16 protein-coding genes are annotated in these 17,023 nt (G+C 48.8%); 7 read left to right on the top strand and 9 right to left on the bottom strand.

From position 1 onward, the window contains the following. Positions 1-2: 2 nt before the first annotated feature. The 4 genes from fba to MA03_RS02085 all read right to left on the bottom strand — a co-directional run bounded on the left by fba (position 3) and on the right by MA03_RS02085 (position 4,006). The gene (gene fba / locus MA03_RS02070) at positions 3-818 is read right to left on the bottom strand and encodes a class I fructose-bisphosphate aldolase (RefSeq protein WP_052884865.1); all 816 of its coding nucleotides are present in this window, start codon (positions 816-818) and stop codon (positions 3-5) included. Between the two features lie 76 nt (positions 819-894). Continuing rightward, positions 895-2,220, bottom strand: a complete 1,326-nt coding sequence (locus MA03_RS02075; RefSeq protein ID WP_052883684.1) for an amidohydrolase family protein — start codon at positions 2,218-2,220, stop codon at positions 895-897. After that, positions 2,220-2,978: a nucleoside phosphorylase gene (locus MA03_RS02080; protein WP_052883685.1), complete on the bottom strand. Its 759-nt coding sequence runs from the start codon at positions 2,976-2,978 to the stop codon at positions 2,220-2,222. Before MA03_RS02080 ends, MA03_RS02075 begins: the two co-directional genes overlap by 1 nt. Positions 2,979-3,028: 50 nt before the next feature. Then, positions 3,029-4,006 carry a nucleoside hydrolase gene (locus MA03_RS02085; protein WP_052883686.1) on the bottom strand — a complete coding sequence of 326 codons (978 nt, stop codon included), beginning with the start codon at positions 4,004-4,006 and terminating at the stop codon, positions 3,029-3,031. A 109-nt stretch (positions 4,007-4,115) separates the two neighbouring features. On the opposite strand from MA03_RS02085, the gene rbsK reads away from it, so the two are divergent. The 3 genes from rbsK (at position 4,116) to MA03_RS02100 (ending at position 8,085) form a co-directional block, all read left to right on the top strand. Beyond that, positions 4,116-5,057: a ribokinase gene (gene rbsK / locus MA03_RS02090; RefSeq protein ID WP_052883687.1), complete on the top strand. Its 942-nt coding sequence runs from the start codon at positions 4,116-4,118 to the stop codon at positions 5,055-5,057. Between the two features lie 109 nt (positions 5,058-5,166). Continuing rightward, positions 5,167-6,738, top strand: a complete 1,572-nt coding sequence (locus MA03_RS02095; protein ID WP_052883688.1) for a bifunctional ADP-dependent NAD(P)H-hydrate dehydratase/NAD(P)H-hydrate epimerase — start codon at positions 5,167-5,169, stop codon at positions 6,736-6,738. 42 nt (positions 6,739-6,780) lie between these two features. Further along, positions 6,781-8,085, top strand: coding sequence for an MATE family efflux transporter (locus tag MA03_RS02100; RefSeq protein WP_052883689.1), 1,305 nt, complete (start codon positions 6,781-6,783; stop codon positions 8,083-8,085). Between the two features lie 83 nt (positions 8,086-8,168). Here the strand turns inward: MA03_RS02100 and MA03_RS02105 are convergent, their stop codons facing one another. Both MA03_RS02105 and MA03_RS02110 read right to left on the bottom strand, forming a co-directional pair. Further along, entirely contained in the window at positions 8,169-9,203 is a 1,035-nt protein-coding gene (locus tag MA03_RS02105) for an AIR synthase family protein (RefSeq protein ID WP_052883690.1), read from the bottom strand. A gap of 4 nt (positions 9,204-9,207) precedes the next feature. Then, complete coding sequence (locus MA03_RS02110) at positions 9,208-9,696, bottom strand: ECF transporter S component (protein ID WP_236944910.1); 489 nt, start codon at positions 9,694-9,696, stop codon at positions 9,208-9,210. 131 nt (positions 9,697-9,827) lie between these two features. Here MA03_RS02110 and MA03_RS02115 point away from each other — a divergent pair, with 131 nt between their 5' ends. Further along, the gene (locus MA03_RS02115) at positions 9,828-11,801 is read left to right on the top strand and encodes a DNA polymerase domain-containing protein (protein WP_052883692.1); all 1,974 of its coding nucleotides are present in this window, start codon (positions 9,828-9,830) and stop codon (positions 11,799-11,801) included. Positions 11,802-11,840: 39 nt separating this feature from the next. Further along, positions 11,841-12,242, top strand: coding sequence for a hypothetical protein (locus MA03_RS02120; protein ID WP_052883693.1), 402 nt, complete (start codon positions 11,841-11,843; stop codon positions 12,240-12,242). Here MA03_RS02120 and MA03_RS02125 read toward each other — a convergent pair. Continuing rightward, entirely contained in the window at positions 12,220-12,945 is a 726-nt protein-coding gene (locus MA03_RS02125; RefSeq protein WP_052883694.1) for a class II glutamine amidotransferase, read from the bottom strand. The two genes, MA03_RS02120 and MA03_RS02125, sit on opposite strands and share 23 nt — an antisense overlap. A gap of 15 nt (positions 12,946-12,960) precedes the next feature. On the opposite strand from MA03_RS02125, the gene MA03_RS02130 reads away from it, so the two are divergent. Continuing rightward, entirely contained in the window at positions 12,961-13,626 is a 666-nt protein-coding gene (locus MA03_RS02130; protein ID WP_052883695.1) for a TMEM165/GDT1 family protein, read from the top strand. On the opposite strand, the gene MA03_RS02135 is transcribed toward MA03_RS02130, so the two are convergent. Further along, complete coding sequence (locus MA03_RS02135; protein ID WP_191118665.1) at positions 13,606-14,655, bottom strand: iron-containing alcohol dehydrogenase; 1,050 nt, start codon at positions 14,653-14,655, stop codon at positions 13,606-13,608. The genes MA03_RS02130 and MA03_RS02135 overlap by 21 nt on opposite strands. Before the next feature lie 344 nt (positions 14,656-14,999). Next, a complete protein-coding gene (locus MA03_RS02140) occupies positions 15,000-16,355 on the bottom strand; it encodes an L-lactate permease (protein WP_052883697.1) in 1,356 nt (451 codons plus the stop codon). 111 nt (positions 16,356-16,466) lie between these two features. On the opposite strand from MA03_RS02140, the gene MA03_RS02145 reads away from it, so the two are divergent. Beyond that, positions 16,467-16,967: a hydrogenase maturation protease gene (locus MA03_RS02145; protein ID WP_052883698.1), complete on the top strand. Its 501-nt coding sequence runs from the start codon at positions 16,467-16,469 to the stop codon at positions 16,965-16,967. The last annotated feature ends 56 nt before the right edge of the window (positions 16,968-17,023 follow it).

Raw genomic sequence — 17,023 nt, forward strand, 5'->3', positions numbered from 1 at the left:
GGCTACCCAGCCTTCTTAACAGCCTCCTCAGGATCTAGGCCCTCGTGAACGACTGCTGATATGGCCTTTGCCGCCCCTTTCGGGTTTTCATGCTGGAAAATGTTTCTACCAACCACTACTCCCTGTCCGCCAGCGTCCATCACGCTCTTGACGACATGTAAGAAGTCCAAGAGAGTCTTGGCTTTAGCTCCTCCGCTCATCAGTACGGGTATGCCTGCAGCGGTCTTCACAACTTCGCGGAACGTCTCAGTGCTTCCCGTATAGTAGGTCTTTATGAGGTCGGCCCCGCTCTCTATAGCCGCACGGACACCGTAACGAACTACCTCTACGTCGTACATATTCTTAATCGCTGGCCCCCGAGGATAGGAGAGTTGTAGGCATGGCAGACCATATTTCTCAGCTTCTCTCTTCACGGTAAACCATTGTTTGAGCATAGAGTCCTCATAGTGACTCCCCCAGTAGACGGTGGCCGCGACAGCCTCAGCTCCAAGAGCTACGACGTCTTCAACCCAACCAAAGGGGCTCTGTAGAAGTCGCGCGTCCTCGGGTCTCAGGCTTGTCTTGCTCGTGACCTTGACAATTAAGGGAACCTTGCCAGCCCATACATCACTCGTAATGTTAGCCATGCCTGGTAGCAACATTATAGCGTCAACAACGTCAACTATCTTCTCGAGGATCTTCCTGGGATTTATCGTCTCTCCCGAGAAGTCAGAAGGCCCGTGCTCTACACCATGGTCAAACGCAAATATCAGGCTCTTACCGTCTGGCAACAGTCTCCCTAGCCTAATTTTCTTTCCAACAGCCGCATAGCTCAACAAATTCACCTCATAAGTCTAGATGAGGAACACCTATTTGTAGAGTATGTAATTAAAGACAATAATACTTCATTGCTATTTAGACTACGTTTTTCTGTATTCTTTCGAAAGCCCCCTCAAAATCCGTTATTATTTTATCAATAAGGGTCGGGTCTATAAACAAGCCATCTTTGACAAGAAGTTTACCGTTGACGAATACATGTTTTACACTTTTACATCCGCCTGAGAAGACGAGGTTTTCAAGAAACATCGTTGAAGGCTGAAGGTACAAAGACCTCAGGTCTACGAGCACTAGGTCGGCGTAGGCGCCAGGTTGAATACTTCCAATTTTACCTGTTATCCTTAGTGCACGGGCACCGTTGATCGTCGCTGCATCGAAGGCTTGTTGCGCGGATAATACAGTTTCCTTTAGGATGGCCCGCTGCATGAGTATAAACGTCTTGATCTCCTGGAACAAGTCCAAGGAATTATTGCTTGATGCCCCATCAGTGCCTAGGCCAAGATTCACGCCTCTCGAGATTAAATGCCAAGCAGGGGCTACCCCGTTACCTAGCTTAGCATTACTAGTGGGGCAGTGGGCTACACTTACACCATGTTTAGCTAGGGTATCAATGTCTGTTCTCGTTAAGTTTACGCCGTGAACTATTATAAGCCATGGTCCTAGAACACCCATTTTCTCTAGAAGGAGTGTCTCGCTTAAACCGTACAACTTCCTAGCTATCTTCTCGTTAACCTGGCTCTCAGATGAGTGGGTCTGAACAAAGAGCCCATTCCTTCTAGCCTCGATCGCGGCGATTCTGAGAAGCTCAGGGCTGCTGCTTGGAATGCCGACAGGGCCTAAACCTAATTTGACAAGCGGGTCTTCCTTGAATTCTACGGCGTCTCTAACGACTTTCTTAACAATTTCATCTGGATCGTTTATCCTCTCAAACCCGCTTGGACCGGTCTCCTGAGTGTCTACTAGAGCTGCAGCCTCGAAGAGCCTTACACCTACTTCACGAGCAGCGGAAATCACGGGCCGATAGCTAAGCTCCATATCTACGAAAGTCGTTGTCCCGCAAAAAAGCCCCTCTAAGAATGAAAGCTTTGAAGCGACTCCTATTGCCTCCTCGTCGATAGACTCATAGATTTTATCGATGCGGTAAAGCCAGGCCATCAATGGGATATCTTCTAGCAAGCCCCTAGTTGCCGTCTGAGTGGAGTGCGTGTGGAGGTTGATAAGGCCTGGGATGACGGCGAGTCCTCTCGCATCAACCTCTGTGTTCGCGCCTAGGCCCTCCAGATCCTTGTAGTCTCCTATGGCCTTTATAATGTCATTCTCGATGAAGATGGATGCTCCTCGAAGAATCTCTCTTCTAGAGTTTTGTGTTACTACAAGGTCGGCGTCTTTAATGAGAATCTTCACTATCGGAGCCCCTCTTCAAGAAGTTCTATAGCCCCCAAGACTAAACGCGTCATTCTCTCTACTCCTGATAGGTAATCCGTGTCGGTGAACTGCTCAGGCGTCTCGACGAGGTTGTTTCCCATACAGAGCAAAACAGCGCCCGCCTTCTTCCTGCGGATCCTGCTCACCACGTAAATGCCGCTAACCTCGTTCTCCACACAAAGAACACCCCCCTCAAGCCAAGGCTCATATACTCTACGAGCTTGGGGAGGCATCTCGCCAACCCAGGTTCCACGGTAGTAAGCATCATGAGTCCACACAATCCCCGTCTTAACCGGTATCCCGAGTTTTCTCGAAGACCTGAGGAGAGCCTCCACAACATCGTGATCAGCGACCGCTGGATACTCTGTGGGCAGATACTCCTTAGAGGCGCCTTCGCCCCGAACCGCCGCCTGTGCTACTATGATGTCTCCCGCGTGGACTGAGGGCTCGACACCGCCGCATGTACCTAGTCTTATGAATACCTCTGCCCCAACATTGGCAAGCTCTTCCACAGCGATAGTAGCAGCCGGGCTACCGATACCTGTGCTCGTAACAGATACCCTTATCCCTTTCCAATACCCCGTATAGGTTACATACTCTCTGTTCTGTGCAATTTTCACAGCGTTTTCTAGATGACGAGCAATAAGAGGAACCCTACCAGGGTCACCGGGAAGTATCACGTATTTTCCAACGTCTCCCTTGCGGCATCTAATATGGTATTGTGCGTCTCCTGGCATCGATTATTATGTGATATTCGTCTCTAATAAACTCAATTTATCCCAGGAGTTTATGTTGACAGGGCCTGTATTATGTAGTCTCTAGCCTCGCGAGCCTTAACGGATGATGCAACCTGTATTTTCGGGTATTTAATATAGGGGAAGGCCTCCTCCTCAGAGCCACTCGACTCTAACCATCCTCTCTTATCCGCTATTGTCTGACCCCTAGTTGCCCCCTCTCCCAGAGAGACCGTTACAGGGTACGTCGAGAACTCAAAGAGCTCCGGTTTAATAAGAGCAGTGAAGGCAAGAGGGTCGTGTAGCCCAAAAACCCCTCCGAACACTCTTAAACCCCTCTCGGTTATCAAGGCGGAAAGCCTAGCAAACTGGGACTTCGACTCCTTGAGCTGCCTCCATTGTTCCCAGGTGAGAAGCGTTTCCGGGTGCATGGTGACGTCTAGGCCAACGGCTCTGAGCTTATCACCGAAGGCTTCGAAGACCATTAGGGCCGCCTCGGGGTCATTGTATATGTTAAATTCCGAGACAGGCGTAGCGTTTCCGCTTGAGTAGCTCGTCAAAGCGAACCATCCCCCCATAACCACAATCTCCTTAACACGGCTCGTGACGTCGGGGGCTAGAGCTGTTAAAAGGGCGATGTTTGTTAATGGGCCCAGTGTCAAGATTGATATCTCTCGCTTAGATGCCGACTCCAATACTTCGAGAAGAAACCTAACCCCACCCTTCAAGGGCTCACGAGAGGCTTCTGGTAATCCGGCGTCTCCCAAGCCGTCCTTTCCGTGAACCCACTCGGCTGTGACAAGCCTCCTGACAAGGGGCTTGGATGAACCTTGCCTAACCTTATTATAAAGGTCAGAGGGGGCTTTAACTGCATCAAGCAACCGGATAATATTCCTAGCCCCCCTCTCTGCTGGAACGTTGCCGGCCACAGAGCATAAAGCAAGTATCTCAACATTGGGGTTGTTAAGAGCCATTAAGAGGGTAAGGGCATCATCAACTCCCGGATCAGTGTCTATTATTAAATGCTTCACGCACCTTAACGGGCTAAGGCTGAATTTTAACTTTATTCCATGCCTAACTATTGATTAGTAATAGCTTTCAAGGGTAGGCTTTTAATTACGTACTAGTCATTGATATCTTATGCATGCAAGCGTCGTTGGGAGCACACACGTCGACTTCTACATAAGAGTTCCAAAGCTTCCAAGGCCAGGCGAGACAGTTAAGGGTAAGGGCTTCGTGATAAAGCCGGGAGGCAAGGGGGCGAACCAGGCGGTTGGTCTGGGCAGGCTCGGAATAGAGGTATACATGATAGGTAGGATAGGTAAGGATTACAAGGATTTTCTCATCTCTAATTTCACCAGAAATAATGTCAGAACAGACTACGTCTTCATTGACGAGGAGGTGAATACTGGTATCGCCTTCATACTTTTAAGCGATGATGGAGAAAACATGATAGCCTTTGAACCCGGTACGGATAACAGGCTTTCCCAGGCTGATCTTGAAAAGTCAGAGGAAATTATTAGGGGCAGCAGGGTGCTACTAACACAGCTAGAAATCCCCCTTGAGACAGTGAGTACAGCATTAGATATAGCTAAGAGACACGGCGTCACGACAGTTCTCAATCCAGCACCGGTTCAACCCCTCCCGTTCAAAGTTCTCGAGCATGCAGATGTACTTACTCCCAACGCTGTTGAAGCGAGCATGCTAACTGGAATCGAAGTATCTGGCGTTGATTCTGCCTTGGAGGCTGGTAGAAAACTCCTCGAGAAGGGTGTAGGAGCAGCAGTTATAACTCTGGGGGCAAGGGGGTCAGTCGTCGTTAGAAGGACTGATGCTTATTTCATACCAGCTGTAAGGGTGGAACCCGTAGACACGACAGGCGCTGGTGATGCGTTTAACGCGGGTTTGGCTTATGGTTTAATGCATGGAAAGGATTTAGTGGAGTCGGTACGGCTTGCAAGTATAGTTGCGGGATTAAAGGTTACAAAGATGGGTGCACAGGATGGCCTCCCATGGCTAGAAGAATTAGAAAAAGAGAAGCCTTGGCTATATGATCAGACGAAGCCTGTCAGGATCAGTTGAAAAACTCCTTGGTTTAGGTTTCACTTTCACTGTTATCAAACCCCCCTTGGATAGCGTGCTTCAAGTGTAGTAATTTTAAGCATCGTTAAGTGTTAATGCTTGATGCCCCGTGAAGGTGGCTCGAGTTGAAGACATAAAGAGGATGGACGAGCTGGCTAGTACAAAGTACGGAATTTCACAGGAAATACTAATGGAAAACGCGGGCGCCAGCGTTGCACGACTTATAGAGAGTTTTGCAGATGCGAGTGGGTTAAGAGTTGTTGTTGTGGCGGGGGTCGGGAATAATGGAGGCGACGGATTAGTTGCAGCTAGGCATCTTGCCTCTCAAGGAGCGGATGTAAACGTATACATCATTGGAGATTTAGAGAAGATTACTACTCTGGCACGGATAAACCTTGATAGGATCATGAGAATGGGGCTGCCCGTAGAGCATGTCGCGGAAGACATAAGCGGCTTATCAGAGGAATTACACCAGGCAGACGTAGTGATAGACGCATTGTTCGGCATTGGTCTCAATAGACCCGTTTCAGGGTTATATGCTCGAGTCATAGACGCCGTCAATGGTTCCGGGTCGCTCGTAGTGAGCGTAGACATACCTTCAGGCGTGAATGGTGATACAGGTCAGGTGATGGGAGTAGCTGTAAAAGCAGACTATACGGTTACTTTTGGACTCCCAAAGCCCGGTCTTTTAATATATCCGGGAGCTGAACACGCAGGTGAGATATACGTTGCAAGGATATCTTATCCAATCGAGCTTCTAGAGGATGAAAATCTGGTTATAGAGACGAATGACCCTGTTCAGCTTCCTGAGAGAAAACCAGACACGCATAAGGGTGATTACGGGAAGGCCCTCTTTATAGCCGGTTCGAGGAGATACATGGGGGCACCCCTCTTTTCAGCATACTCGTTCCTCCTGGCTGGAGGCGGCTACTCTAGGCTTGCAACAGCATCAAATATAGTGCCATACCTAGGTTCAAAGGCGAGCGAGGTTGTCTACGAGCCATTACTTGAGACCCCATCCGGGAGCATATCATATGCTAACAAGGACAGGCTGCTTGAACTGGCCGAATGGGCAGATATTGTAGCAATGGGTCCTGGACTAACCACGGAGGAGGAAACTCTTAGACTGGTCAGGGATCTGGTTCCTCTTATCAAGAAGCCCTTAATCCTCGATGGTGACGGTTTAACGGCGGTTGCCGGCGCCCTGGAACTCATCAAAAAGAGAGAGGCTCCTACAATACTTACACCACACCTGGGTGAAGTGTCTCGGCTTACAGGAATCTCGGTTGAAAGGATAAGAGAGGATAGAATTGGTTTCTTGAGGACGCTATGCAGAGAGCTCAACTCATACATAGTTTTAAAAGGTGCACATACCCTTGTAGGGACGCCAAGCGGTAAGATCTACGTTAATTTGACTGGAAACCCGGGGATGGCTAAAGCGGGGTCAGGGGACGTTCTTGTAGGAGTCATAGCAGCGATGCTAGGCTTGGGACTGGACGTGGGGGAAGCGACACGTATGGCAGTCCTCGTTCATGGTTATGCTGGAGACTACGTAGCATCTCTTGAGGGCATCGATGGGGTAACAGCTTCGAGGATGATGAGAGTACTTCCAAGAGTATTGAGAGAGCTCCGTGAAAACCCGGAAGACTTTTACAGAACTTATTCTTTACAGACTCTATGAAAAATTAAAAATTTTTAAATTAGCTAGGATACCCTGAACTCAATGGAAGAGAGAAGTGTAACCAGCCTGGCTCTCCCGATAACGATTAGTACCATCTCAGACTCCTTACTTAGTCTGGTCGCATTAATCACTGTTTCAAAGCTCTCAACGACAGCCGTAGCCGCTACCGGTCTCGCAGCATACCTTTTCTTCGTAATAAACGCGCTAGCCTCGGTGTTTACCGGAGGCTTAATGGTGGTTTTAGCACAGGCCATAGGGGCTAGGAAAGAAGATATAGCTGGCTCTGCCACGGGAGAGACGCTTTGCTTAGCATTCGTCCTGTCAGTTCTCATCGTCCTTTCCACACCTTATTGGCTCTCCAGCTACTTCCTTGCGGTCTCCTCTGGTAACGCTGAAGTCACTGAGTTAGCTCTCGAGTATACTTTCCTGAGGCTTCTATCACTACCTGCACTCTTTGTAAACATAGTTTTAGCCTCGTTGTACAGGAGTGTTGACAAGCCGTGGCCCAGCGTATATGCCTCCCTCATAAACCTCGGGCTAGGGCTTCTTTTGATACCGCTATTCACCCTCGGAGGATTTAATGTCAAGGCTATGGGACTAAAAGGTGCAGGATTCGCTACCACAATATCAAGCTACTTCAGCCTGGTAGCCTATGCTATATGGAAGCCTCCCATAAGGATTCAATTAACCGTGCCAGGCAGACTTAGCCTCAAAGTCTTGATGCTTGGAACTCCAATGGCTCTCGAAAGATTCGTGGCAAGTATAGCTCACAATATATACGTAAACGCCGTGGCTAAAGGTGGAACCATAGCTCTCGCCGCCCACAATATAGGAGTGAATGTGGAAAGCTTGATCATACAGCCGAGTTTCGCCATCAGCCTGGCAACACTCGTGAGAACCGGACAGGAAACAGGGGCTAGGAACCTGGAGAGCGTTAGCGCCCGGCTACGCGAGGGAGTAGTGGTGGGGGCTATTACGATGGGGTTGGCCGCACTGGCTCTGGTAGCCTTGTCCCCGTTCGCCGGCTATATGTTCACGAGTGACCCCGAAATTATTCGGTTAACCCAGGCGTATCTAGTCCTAGCAGCTCTCAGCGAGATTGGATTTGGCATCAGCAACGCCTTCTATGGGGCTATGAGAGGCATGGGGAGCGTCTGGCTACCACTTTTCATAAACATGATAACTGTAGTATTCTTTAGGGCGATCCCAGCCCAGGTGTTGGCGGAGAAATACGGCGCTATAGGCGCCTGGGCAACCCAGAACACCGACATGTATGGGAGAGCCCTTCTCGCATCACTCGCCTGGCGTATTCTCGGGGCTAGGAGGCTAGCTAAGAGAGTCTTTTAAACCAAAAATACTCCTACCCCGAGACGTCATTATTTCGTTGCTATAACGCTGTGTTCTACCATTTTTCTAGAACTGCTTGCTCATCATGATTCTAAGCTTTTGACGCGGCTTGTTCCCTCTAACGCCAGGAGACGCCAAAGTTCATCCTCTATGGGCTTCAGGATTTCCTCCTCTTCACCATTCCTGCGAATGAGGGTTACGCCTCCGCCTTCTCCAAGACTTCCTATTATGGAGACCTCTATACCTAGTGAAGAAATGGTTTTTAACACATCTTCCACTTTTCCCGGATCAACTGCTAAGAGAAGAGACCCTGAACTAATAAGTCTTAGCGGGTCTAAGCCAAGGATTCGACAAATGGTGAGGGTTTCTTCCCGAATCGGCACTTTTCCCTCGTATACTCGAGCTGAGAGTCCAGACGCTATGGAGATCTCCTGGACAGCGCCTATAACACCACCTTCTGTGGCATCGTGCATGGCATGTACACCCCCTGTTTCAAAGGCCGCGAGGGCTTCGCGGACAACGCTTATCTCTCTTATGAACTCTCTAGCCTTTAGGAGAATTTCCTCCGAGACTTTTCCTTTGAGTATATGCTGAAACTCGCTAGCAATAATAGCTGTTCCCTCGATACCCGCACCCTTAGTGAGGACTAAAAAATCACCCGGCCTCGCATTAGCAGTGTATATAACCTTTTCCCTTTTACCGATACCGATAGCCGTTGTAATCACTATGGGTCGATCAATCCCTGGAGTAATCTCTGTGTGCCCTCCAACGACAACCGCACCAATCTCGTCTGCCGCATTCCTTATTTGTTGAACTATACCCTTAATCATCTTGTACTCTAACCCCGGGGGTAAGAGTAGAACCGTGACAAGCCATCTTGGCCTTACTCCTCTTGTAGCAATATCGTTGGCCGAGACGTGCACTGAAAGCCAACCTATATTCTCGACAGCACCGGTTATTGGATCGGCGTGGACCACGAGTACATCGTCGCCTAGCTCTATCAGCGCGGCATCCTCGCCAATACCTGGGCCCAGGAGGACGGAAGGGTCTTTCCTGTATATAACGGAGAGGATTTCCCGGAGTTCAGTATATGGAAGCTTCCCGAAAGACAAGAGCAATTCCCTACACCCTGCCTAAAACCTTTCTAACCTCAACTCCCACGCTAACAGCCACGATAACTCCGGCCAACGCCTGGAGGATATTACCCGGGAGCTCGGCGTAGGCTCCAGCCCCGTAAAGCAAGAACTCTACTAAAAAGTACCCTAGCACCATCACGGCGCCGCCCGCCAGACACCCAGCCAATGCCTTAATCCTCCCATCCTTACCGCCAAGGAGTCCGACGAGGAACCCCTCAAGCCCTTTAATCACAAGCGTGTAGGGAGCCCATCCCGCGTAGCCAGACAGCACATCGGCTAAGGCAGAGCCTATTCCACCAGCCATGGCCCCTACCAGTGGTCCAAACAGAATTCCTGAAAGCATGACCATGGTATCTCCCAGGTTTATGTATCCATGGGTCTCGGGAACAGGTACTTGGAAAATCATCGTTGCTACAGTGGTAAGCGCCGCCATCACGCTTGTCGTGGCAACAATTCTCGACTTATCCCACTTCACGTTTTTCATAAAGGATTTTCTTGGTTAAAAATCTCGTCTCTGGATGTACGAAAACCATATATATTAGATTTACCCCCCTCCGACGATCAACCATCAACTCATTATTTCCTTATTTTAGAAGCACTTTCTCGATGAAGAATGGCTTTCTCTACGACATAGCTGTGGCGGACGCAGAGGCGCGGCTATGGTTTAAGAGCACGAGTGGAGCTATCTCAGTAGAGAAACATCCATTCCAGAACTACTTCTATGTAGACGTGGAAGCTTTCTCGGGTCTTGACGTGTTCTATTCCGAGGTAGAGGAGGTTAAGCTTAGACTCTTCCCGAGAGGATTTAAGCAGCTAGTCAAAGTCTCCTTTGAGACCCAAGCAGAGTACCGGAGCGCAAAGCGTCTATTCGAACGGAAAAACGTTGAAACCTACGCGTCTGATGTTCCAGTTTATCACAAGGTTCTCGCCCCTCATGGGTATGTTCCAATGACTCTTAGAGGCGAAGAGTACAGGATAGAGCCCCTACCCATGAAAACCGCCAGGTTCTCGCTGATAAAGGGACCAGCAGGGGAATACGCGCTACACTTCCATGCAGGGGAGGAATTCTCTGTTAGAGGCCCCCTAGACACCGTCCTCTTAGAGCTCTCAAGGGCAATCCAGAAGTATGATCCGGACATCGTCTCCTCCAACCTCAGCTACGAAGAGCTGAGGGGGCTTGCAAGGGAGGCGCGACGCCGGGGCATACGTCTCGGCAGAGGAGAGCAGCCCCTAGAGGGCAGGATATTCATCGAGCACTCCCTGCTTGAACGTATAGGTCTAACGGGCCTCGAGGAGAGGAGCGGGTTTACCTTTCTACCACCAACCCATGCCGCGAGGGTCAGCTATGGTAGGATGATAGATCTGCGGCAGAGCTATGTCTTGCTCTCAAGGGGCTATGCTGTACCTAGGAGGATGAACCTCAACATTCCCGTGAGGACAGCCTGGGAAATCCACCTTTACGACAAGGGAGGGCTCATAATAAGGCCTCGCCCCGGCCTCTATCGGAACGTGGCTGTACTAGACTTCGAGTCGATGTTTCCAAATCTTATTGTTAAGCGGAACATAAGCTATGAAACAGTCAACCGGAGGGGAGTTAGAAGGCGGCCGAGGGGCCTACTCCCGGAGCTCATCGAGGATGCACTGCGTAGAAGGCTATACTACAAGGGGGTTATGCGCTCTTCGAGTGGCCCAGATACGAGGTGGGCTGATGAAAGGCAGAGCGAGTTGAAAATGATACTTGTCTCGAGCTACGGTTACAGCGGGAACAATTACAACAGGCTGGGAAACCCACTTACCTTTGAATGGATAAACAGGTACTCTAGGAGGGTGATGCTTGAAGTCCTTGGCTACGTGGAGAGACAGGGTTTCAAGGTTATCTATGGCGATACGGACAGCGTGTTCCTGCAAGGCGACAGGGCCTCTGCTGAAGACTATGAGAGACTTGCACTCAGACTTTCTGAGCGTGTAGGCCTACCCATGAGGCTGGATAATTTTTACGAGTGGCTTTTCCTATTCCCTGATAGAGACGAGAAAGCAGGGGTAGCCAAGAGGTACATAGGAGTGAGTAACGGGAAGATCAACGCTAAAGGAGTTGAGGCTGTGCGAAGCGGGGTTCCCAGGATTGTAAAAAAGGCACAGCTTAGGATTGTTGAAAGAGCAGTAAGGGCCAAGCCCGGTGAAGAGCTCAAGGAGGTATTATTGAGGGAGCTTGAGGCGATTTATGAGGAGCTTTACTCTGCGAGGCCCGAAGACCTCGTGGCCGGCTCCACACTCAGAAAGGAAAGATATCTCTCGAGAAACCCGGTCCTCATAGCAGCCCAGCAGTTGAGGTCGAACGGCTACACCGTGGCTGTAGGCGATTATGTTGAGTATGTGTGGGTGGATGCCCTGAACCCCAACCCGTATCTACGCGTACAGGCCTGGAAGCTTTACGATGGTAGGGGTCTGGACATGAAAAAGTACACAGAGATCCTTGACAGGGCGCTCTCACCGATTCTACTTGCTCTGGGATTCAGACCCGAAGTTATGCTGGGACACCTATATCCCACAGGAAACCGCAGTCTGCCTCCACCAGCATAATATTTTATTTATTCATCACCACAAAAATCAAAGAGGGGTTTGACGGACGATTTAGCTCTGATCGCAAGAAGAATAATCAGAGGTGAGGCCCCCCAAGAACTGGAGTCCCTCGCTCTTGCTTACCGAGAACTAAGAGAAACCTTCAACACGAAAAGTCAAAGCTGGTACTACAGAGCTCTTTACAGGGCACTGGCAGGAGTAAAACCTGTCAGAAAGGGAGAGTGGCTTGTTAAAGGATTCCGGGAGCTAGGTGACTCAAGGCCTAGTTACAGGGTATGGCTTTCGAATGGGAAATACAAGTGCGAGTGCTTCTACACCAGATATGGGTACACTAGAGAGAAGGGAATATGCACACATATAGCAGCAGTTATGCTTTGGAGGAGACAAAGGACTCTAAGCGAGTTCGTTGACCGTTGGGTCAGGGAAAAGGATACACGCTAACTCTCAAACGCCTGTCTATTACAACAAGCTTCCTATTGCCTATCTTCTCCCACCCCTCTATCCCGCCTACAGGCTCTGAAGCAGCAGCAATTAGCTCGACGCCATCAATCATAAATCTCCCAATATGCATTGTGTAGTACTCGATGTTTTCATCCAGGAAGTAGTTTAGAACGTATAGCTGGTTGCCGTCACTGAATATTGCATTCAGACTCGTATACTCTAAGCCATTCATTGCTTCAATGGTACCTTTAACTCCATCTACAACGCTCCCTTTCTCCTCAATATTCTTGATGAGTAGCTGGAAAAAAGCCTCCGAATCAGTATTCCCCTGGAGCTTGTCTTCCCTATCTCCGAGCATACTCCTCAGTACTGAATAATCCTCGATTGTCCCGTTATGTGCAAATGCCCAGCCATCGCTGACAAAGGGATGAGTATTCTCAAATGATAACTCCCCACGCGATGCCTTACGGATGTGTGCTATGACCAGCATGGCTTTTATGCTCCTTATCAGACTCGGAGCCGTTTCAGACCGATATAAGGCAGAGCTTTCCTTGTAGAGTTCCCAGCCAGCGCTACCTGTCCATGCAATCCCCCAGCCGTCATCATGCTCCTTTGAAAGTGTGAATAGGTTTGTAGCTCCGCTAAAGAAGGCAAACGCAGGGCTTAAAGGTTTGACAGAGATATAGCCAAAGATCCTGCACACATCTTTTAACTATTTATGCCTAAAATACTTGTCTGTCTCAGTACCCTAACCATCCTGCCATGGATAATGCATATAATAAGCCTAATATTCTTCTTCAATTTTGGATTGACCGTGGCTGATGAAGCACTACAAACTCTCCTCAGAACCTCAATACTGGTAATGCTTGCAGAGCTGGGCGATAAGACGATGATAGCGACAGCTACCCTGGCCTTATCCAATAATCCACTCCACGTGTTGATCGTCTCAATTCTTGGCTACCTTACAGCGAACGCTGCACCAGTCGTAGTCGCGTGTAGTGTTTACTATTTCCTTGAGGAGGCGAGACTACTCCTAAAACTCCTCTCAGGCTTATTTTTCTTTTTGATTGGGCTCCACATGTATAGATCTAAAAACCATAAGCTGGAATCTAAAGGCAAAGGATTAACTTTCACCACAGTTTTCCTATCGGAAATCGGCGACAAAACACAACTGGCTACAATTGCTTCCGCTGCTGGGGCTGAAAACCCCATCCTTCCCCTTCTCGGGGGTGTTATAGGCTACATGGCTGCAAACATCTTAGGCGTGATAGCCCTCAGGCAACTGGCCAGGAAGTTAAACCTTACAACTCTTCACAAGATTTCAGGAATAGTCTTTATGTTCATTGGGCTTTTAACAGTTTTCCTACTGATGCTTAGCCTTTGAGACCGTTCTTAGAACTATCTCCCTTAGCTCCTTATCCTCAAGGGAGAGTTTGTGTAATATAGTATATCTATCTCTTAGCCTCGGAGCTAATAATAGAGCTGTTACGGCCTCGTCAAGCGTCATGTGAAGGTCCTCGATGCTTGTAGGAGCTCCTACCGCGTTCAAGGCCTGTTTAATTCGAATCCAGTCCATTCCATGCAGGTATGCAGCTATTATGGTGCCAACACCTACTTGCTCTCCGTGCAAGGCGCGTCCAGGGTAAAGCTTGTCAATCGCGTGGCTGAAGAGATGCTCTGAACCACTACATGGCCTACTGCTTCCCGCGATTGACATGGACATCCCTGCAAGAAGCCCAGCCTCTGCTAGCAATGTCATGCTCTTCTTGGAGAAGGACACGATACTCTCAATGTTTTCGAGGACGATATGGGCAGCCGCTTCCGCCATCCTTAAAGCCGACTCAGGGACGTGTTCCCCAACCTCTCGCGCTGCCAACCTGGCGTCTGCGACGCTTGTAATCTTCCCAAGCAGGTCTCCAACACCACTCGCTAAGAGTCTCCTCGGAGCCTGCGAAATAACGTCTAGATCTACTATAACAGATATAGGGGGAGCCGTGAAAAGCGACAATGGGTTGCCGTTCTCATCCTTCAGCGCGACTATAGGGCTTGCAAACCCGTCGTGGCTGATAGAGGTCGGGATACTTATAAAAGGCTTCTCGAGCTTAAAGGCAAGATACTTGCCTACATCTACAGGTCTCCCCCCTCCCATCCCAGCCACACAGTCAAAGTCTAGAGTGGACAGCTCCACATGCATCTTGTCAAGCGTTGGCCGGTCGTTGGTCGAGACATTAATAAAGATAGGCTTGATGTTCATTCTCAACAGGATTTGCTCAATTCTAACGCCATACAGCATCCTCACATTGACGTCGCTCACAATCAAGAGTGAGTCACACCCATACTCCTTAAGGACCTGGGGAACGTCGTCAAGAGCTTCCTCGCGAATTATCACATGTCGGGGTGTCTTGAAGTTCAATCCACAATCTCCTATAGACGCTCGACTTTAGTCTTAAAATCTTTTACTCAAAAAATGGACGAATCCTGGGGTTATCGCTCAACGCGTTAAAAATAAATATGAGGGGGAAGAAAGGAGGGTTGCTATAATCTAACCCTAACCCCGGGCGAGGTTACCCTCCCTTCCCCCTGCTACCTTCATTAAACTTCCCTATTTATTTGCTTCGACTTTTTCCATGTAGATTTTTCAGATCTTTATCCTCTTTTATTAGAATACATTACTAAAATAAACGAATCCACTTGAGCGAAATAACTGAAGGATAAATCGTACCATGTACAAAATTAATTTCTAGGGGGCATCTCATCCTAGAGAATTCTCAGAACAGCTGTAATCGTCAATGATAAGACTAGTAGCAGTATCATTAAAGCACTCCTTCTAAAAACCTCACTCTCTATCTTTGACCCCCCTGTCGTAGATGCCGCTATCGCTATCTTCGCCGGGGCAAGCCCGCTCCCCAGACCGGCGCCAGCATTTTGCAACGTTAAAACAAACACTGGGTCGATGCCGGCAAAGTCACTATATGCCATCTGAAGTGCACCCAGTAGGAAATTACTGTTAGTCGCGCTGCCCGTAATAAAGGATCCTATAAGGGCTACGAAGGGAACTATGACCGTATACCAGTTTCCGGATAGAGATGCTATCAGCCTTGCAAGAGATATTGCATATCCAGCCTGCTTTGACAGCTCGGCTATTACAGAGAAGGCGACAATGCTTAGAAGCGTGTTCCTCGTCATTTTCACTGCTCGCCTGACTTTGTCCAGTATTCCCACTCTATTCCAAAAAGCCAGTAGCGTGGCTGTTAGGATCGTGGAAAGGGTCACCCACACTAAGCCTCTAAGCCCGATAATGTTTAGGACGATGACTATTACTGATAGCAAGAGGTAGGGTAGAAGACCTTTGATTACGCTGACTGTGGGCGAGAATCCCTGCGTGATAAGAATACCCACAGTAAAACCCGTTAAACCAAGTAAAATAGCCGTATAGAGACCTGCCCCTGCAAAGATATATGTCGAGAAGGCTAGGAGCAAAGCAATCGAGAATGCCTTAAAGGAGGGCCTCACCATCAGACCTATAGTTATGACGGTTAATGCTAGAGGAATTGTAAGTAAATGTGCGGTTTCCATGGCTAGAGGACGGGCATCCACACCTGTGACGCCTGACAATACAAGAGTGGGGACGCCAAGGCTAGCAAAGGGGACAGCCCATGCATGTCCAAACATCGGGAGCGTTGTCGCCATAAGGGCAGTGGTCCCCAGGTTCAAGAGTATTGGTGCTGTTACAGCGGGTGAAACTCCATAACCTGACATGCTTTCAATATATCCTGAGAAGAAGACAGCCAAGTAGAGCTCCGTCCCCTTACCCGGTTTTATGTTTCTCCGGAGAGAGTCTAGATAGCCAAGCGATATATAGTTGACATAGAAGAAGATTGCAGCCAAGATAAGCAGGGATATCTGGACACCGGTCCACGCTCCGTTATAGAGAGAGCTTACGAGCACTGGGGTTTTGGCTTGGCTGATCGCTAGGATGCTTCCCAGGGCGAGTGTTATGATTGAGGTAGATAAAACATTCTTCCTGAAGAGCCCTAGAAGGATTAGTGGAGTTATTATTAGGAGGAGACCGGCAATAGCGTCAATGCTTAGTGCCTCTGTCATGACTCTCATGTTCAGAGTCCATACTCGATATTATACATATTCATTTTTTACAACTTTAAGGTTTGCTTCCGGGCAAGATATATCTTGAGGTTTCCTTAGATAATATGATGAAAGAAGGTTATGAACGACGGGTGCAGGGGCCATAAAGAGCTTGAGGAGCTACTCGAAACGCTGAAAGGATTAAGGGTGGTTTTTGTCGGGATAGGAAATCCTCTAAGTGGAGACGATGGAGTCGGATTTTATGTCGCTAGAAAGCTGATTAAAAAGGGCTTCGGTGAATACGTAGTCGTAGCGGGCCCTAACCCGGAGCTCCATATACGTAAAATTAAAGAGAAGAAACCTGATGTACTCATACTTATCGATGCTGTGGACATGGGCCTCAAGCCGGGATGCATATTGGTTGCCCCGGTACCTGGATCAGAATTTAAACCCGTACCAATTAGCACGCACTCCATCCCTCTAGCCATATTAGTGGATATGCTTCAGGTAAAGACCTATCTTATTGGAATCCAAGTGGAAAAAATAGAGTTCGGAGCAGAGATGTCACGAAGTGTTCGTGAGGCGGGAGACACAATAACAGAAATAATAACGTCAATGCTTTCAGACCGGGACGTGGCTTGACAATTTTGCTTGAGAATAATTGTGAAAACCTCCCACAAGGACCAGGGAAGTATTGT

Origin of the sequence: Thermofilum uzonense (assembly GCF_000993805.1) — an archaeon.
In the GTDB taxonomy this organism is placed as follows: domain Archaea; phylum Thermoproteota; class Thermoprotei; order Thermofilales; family Thermofilaceae; genus Thermofilum; species Thermofilum uzonense.

What these genes read in the sequence shown, in the direction of transcription:
- MA03_RS02140 (WP_052883697.1), bottom strand. Translation starts at nt 16,355, where the DNA reads ATGAGAGTCATGACAGAGGCACTAAGCATTGACGCTATTGCCGGTCTC.
- MA03_RS02145 (WP_052883698.1), top strand. Translation starts at nt 16,467, where the DNA reads ATGAACGACGGGTGCAGGGGCCATAAAGAGCTTGAGGAGCTACTCGAA.
- rbsK (WP_052883687.1), top strand. Translation starts at nt 4,116, where the DNA reads ATGCATGCAAGCGTCGTTGGGAGCACACACGTCGACTTCTACATAAGA.
- MA03_RS02130 (WP_052883695.1), top strand. Translation starts at nt 12,961, where the DNA reads ATGCCTAAAATACTTGTCTGTCTCAGTACCCTAACCATCCTGCCATGG.
- MA03_RS02080 (WP_052883685.1), bottom strand. Translation starts at nt 2,978, where the DNA reads ATGCCAGGAGACGCACAATACCATATTAGATGCCGCAAGGGAGACGTT.
- MA03_RS02115 (WP_052883692.1), top strand. Translation starts at nt 9,828, where the DNA reads ATGAAGAATGGCTTTCTCTACGACATAGCTGTGGCGGACGCAGAGGCG.
- MA03_RS02100 (WP_052883689.1), top strand. Translation starts at nt 6,781, where the DNA reads ATGGAAGAGAGAAGTGTAACCAGCCTGGCTCTCCCGATAACGATTAGT.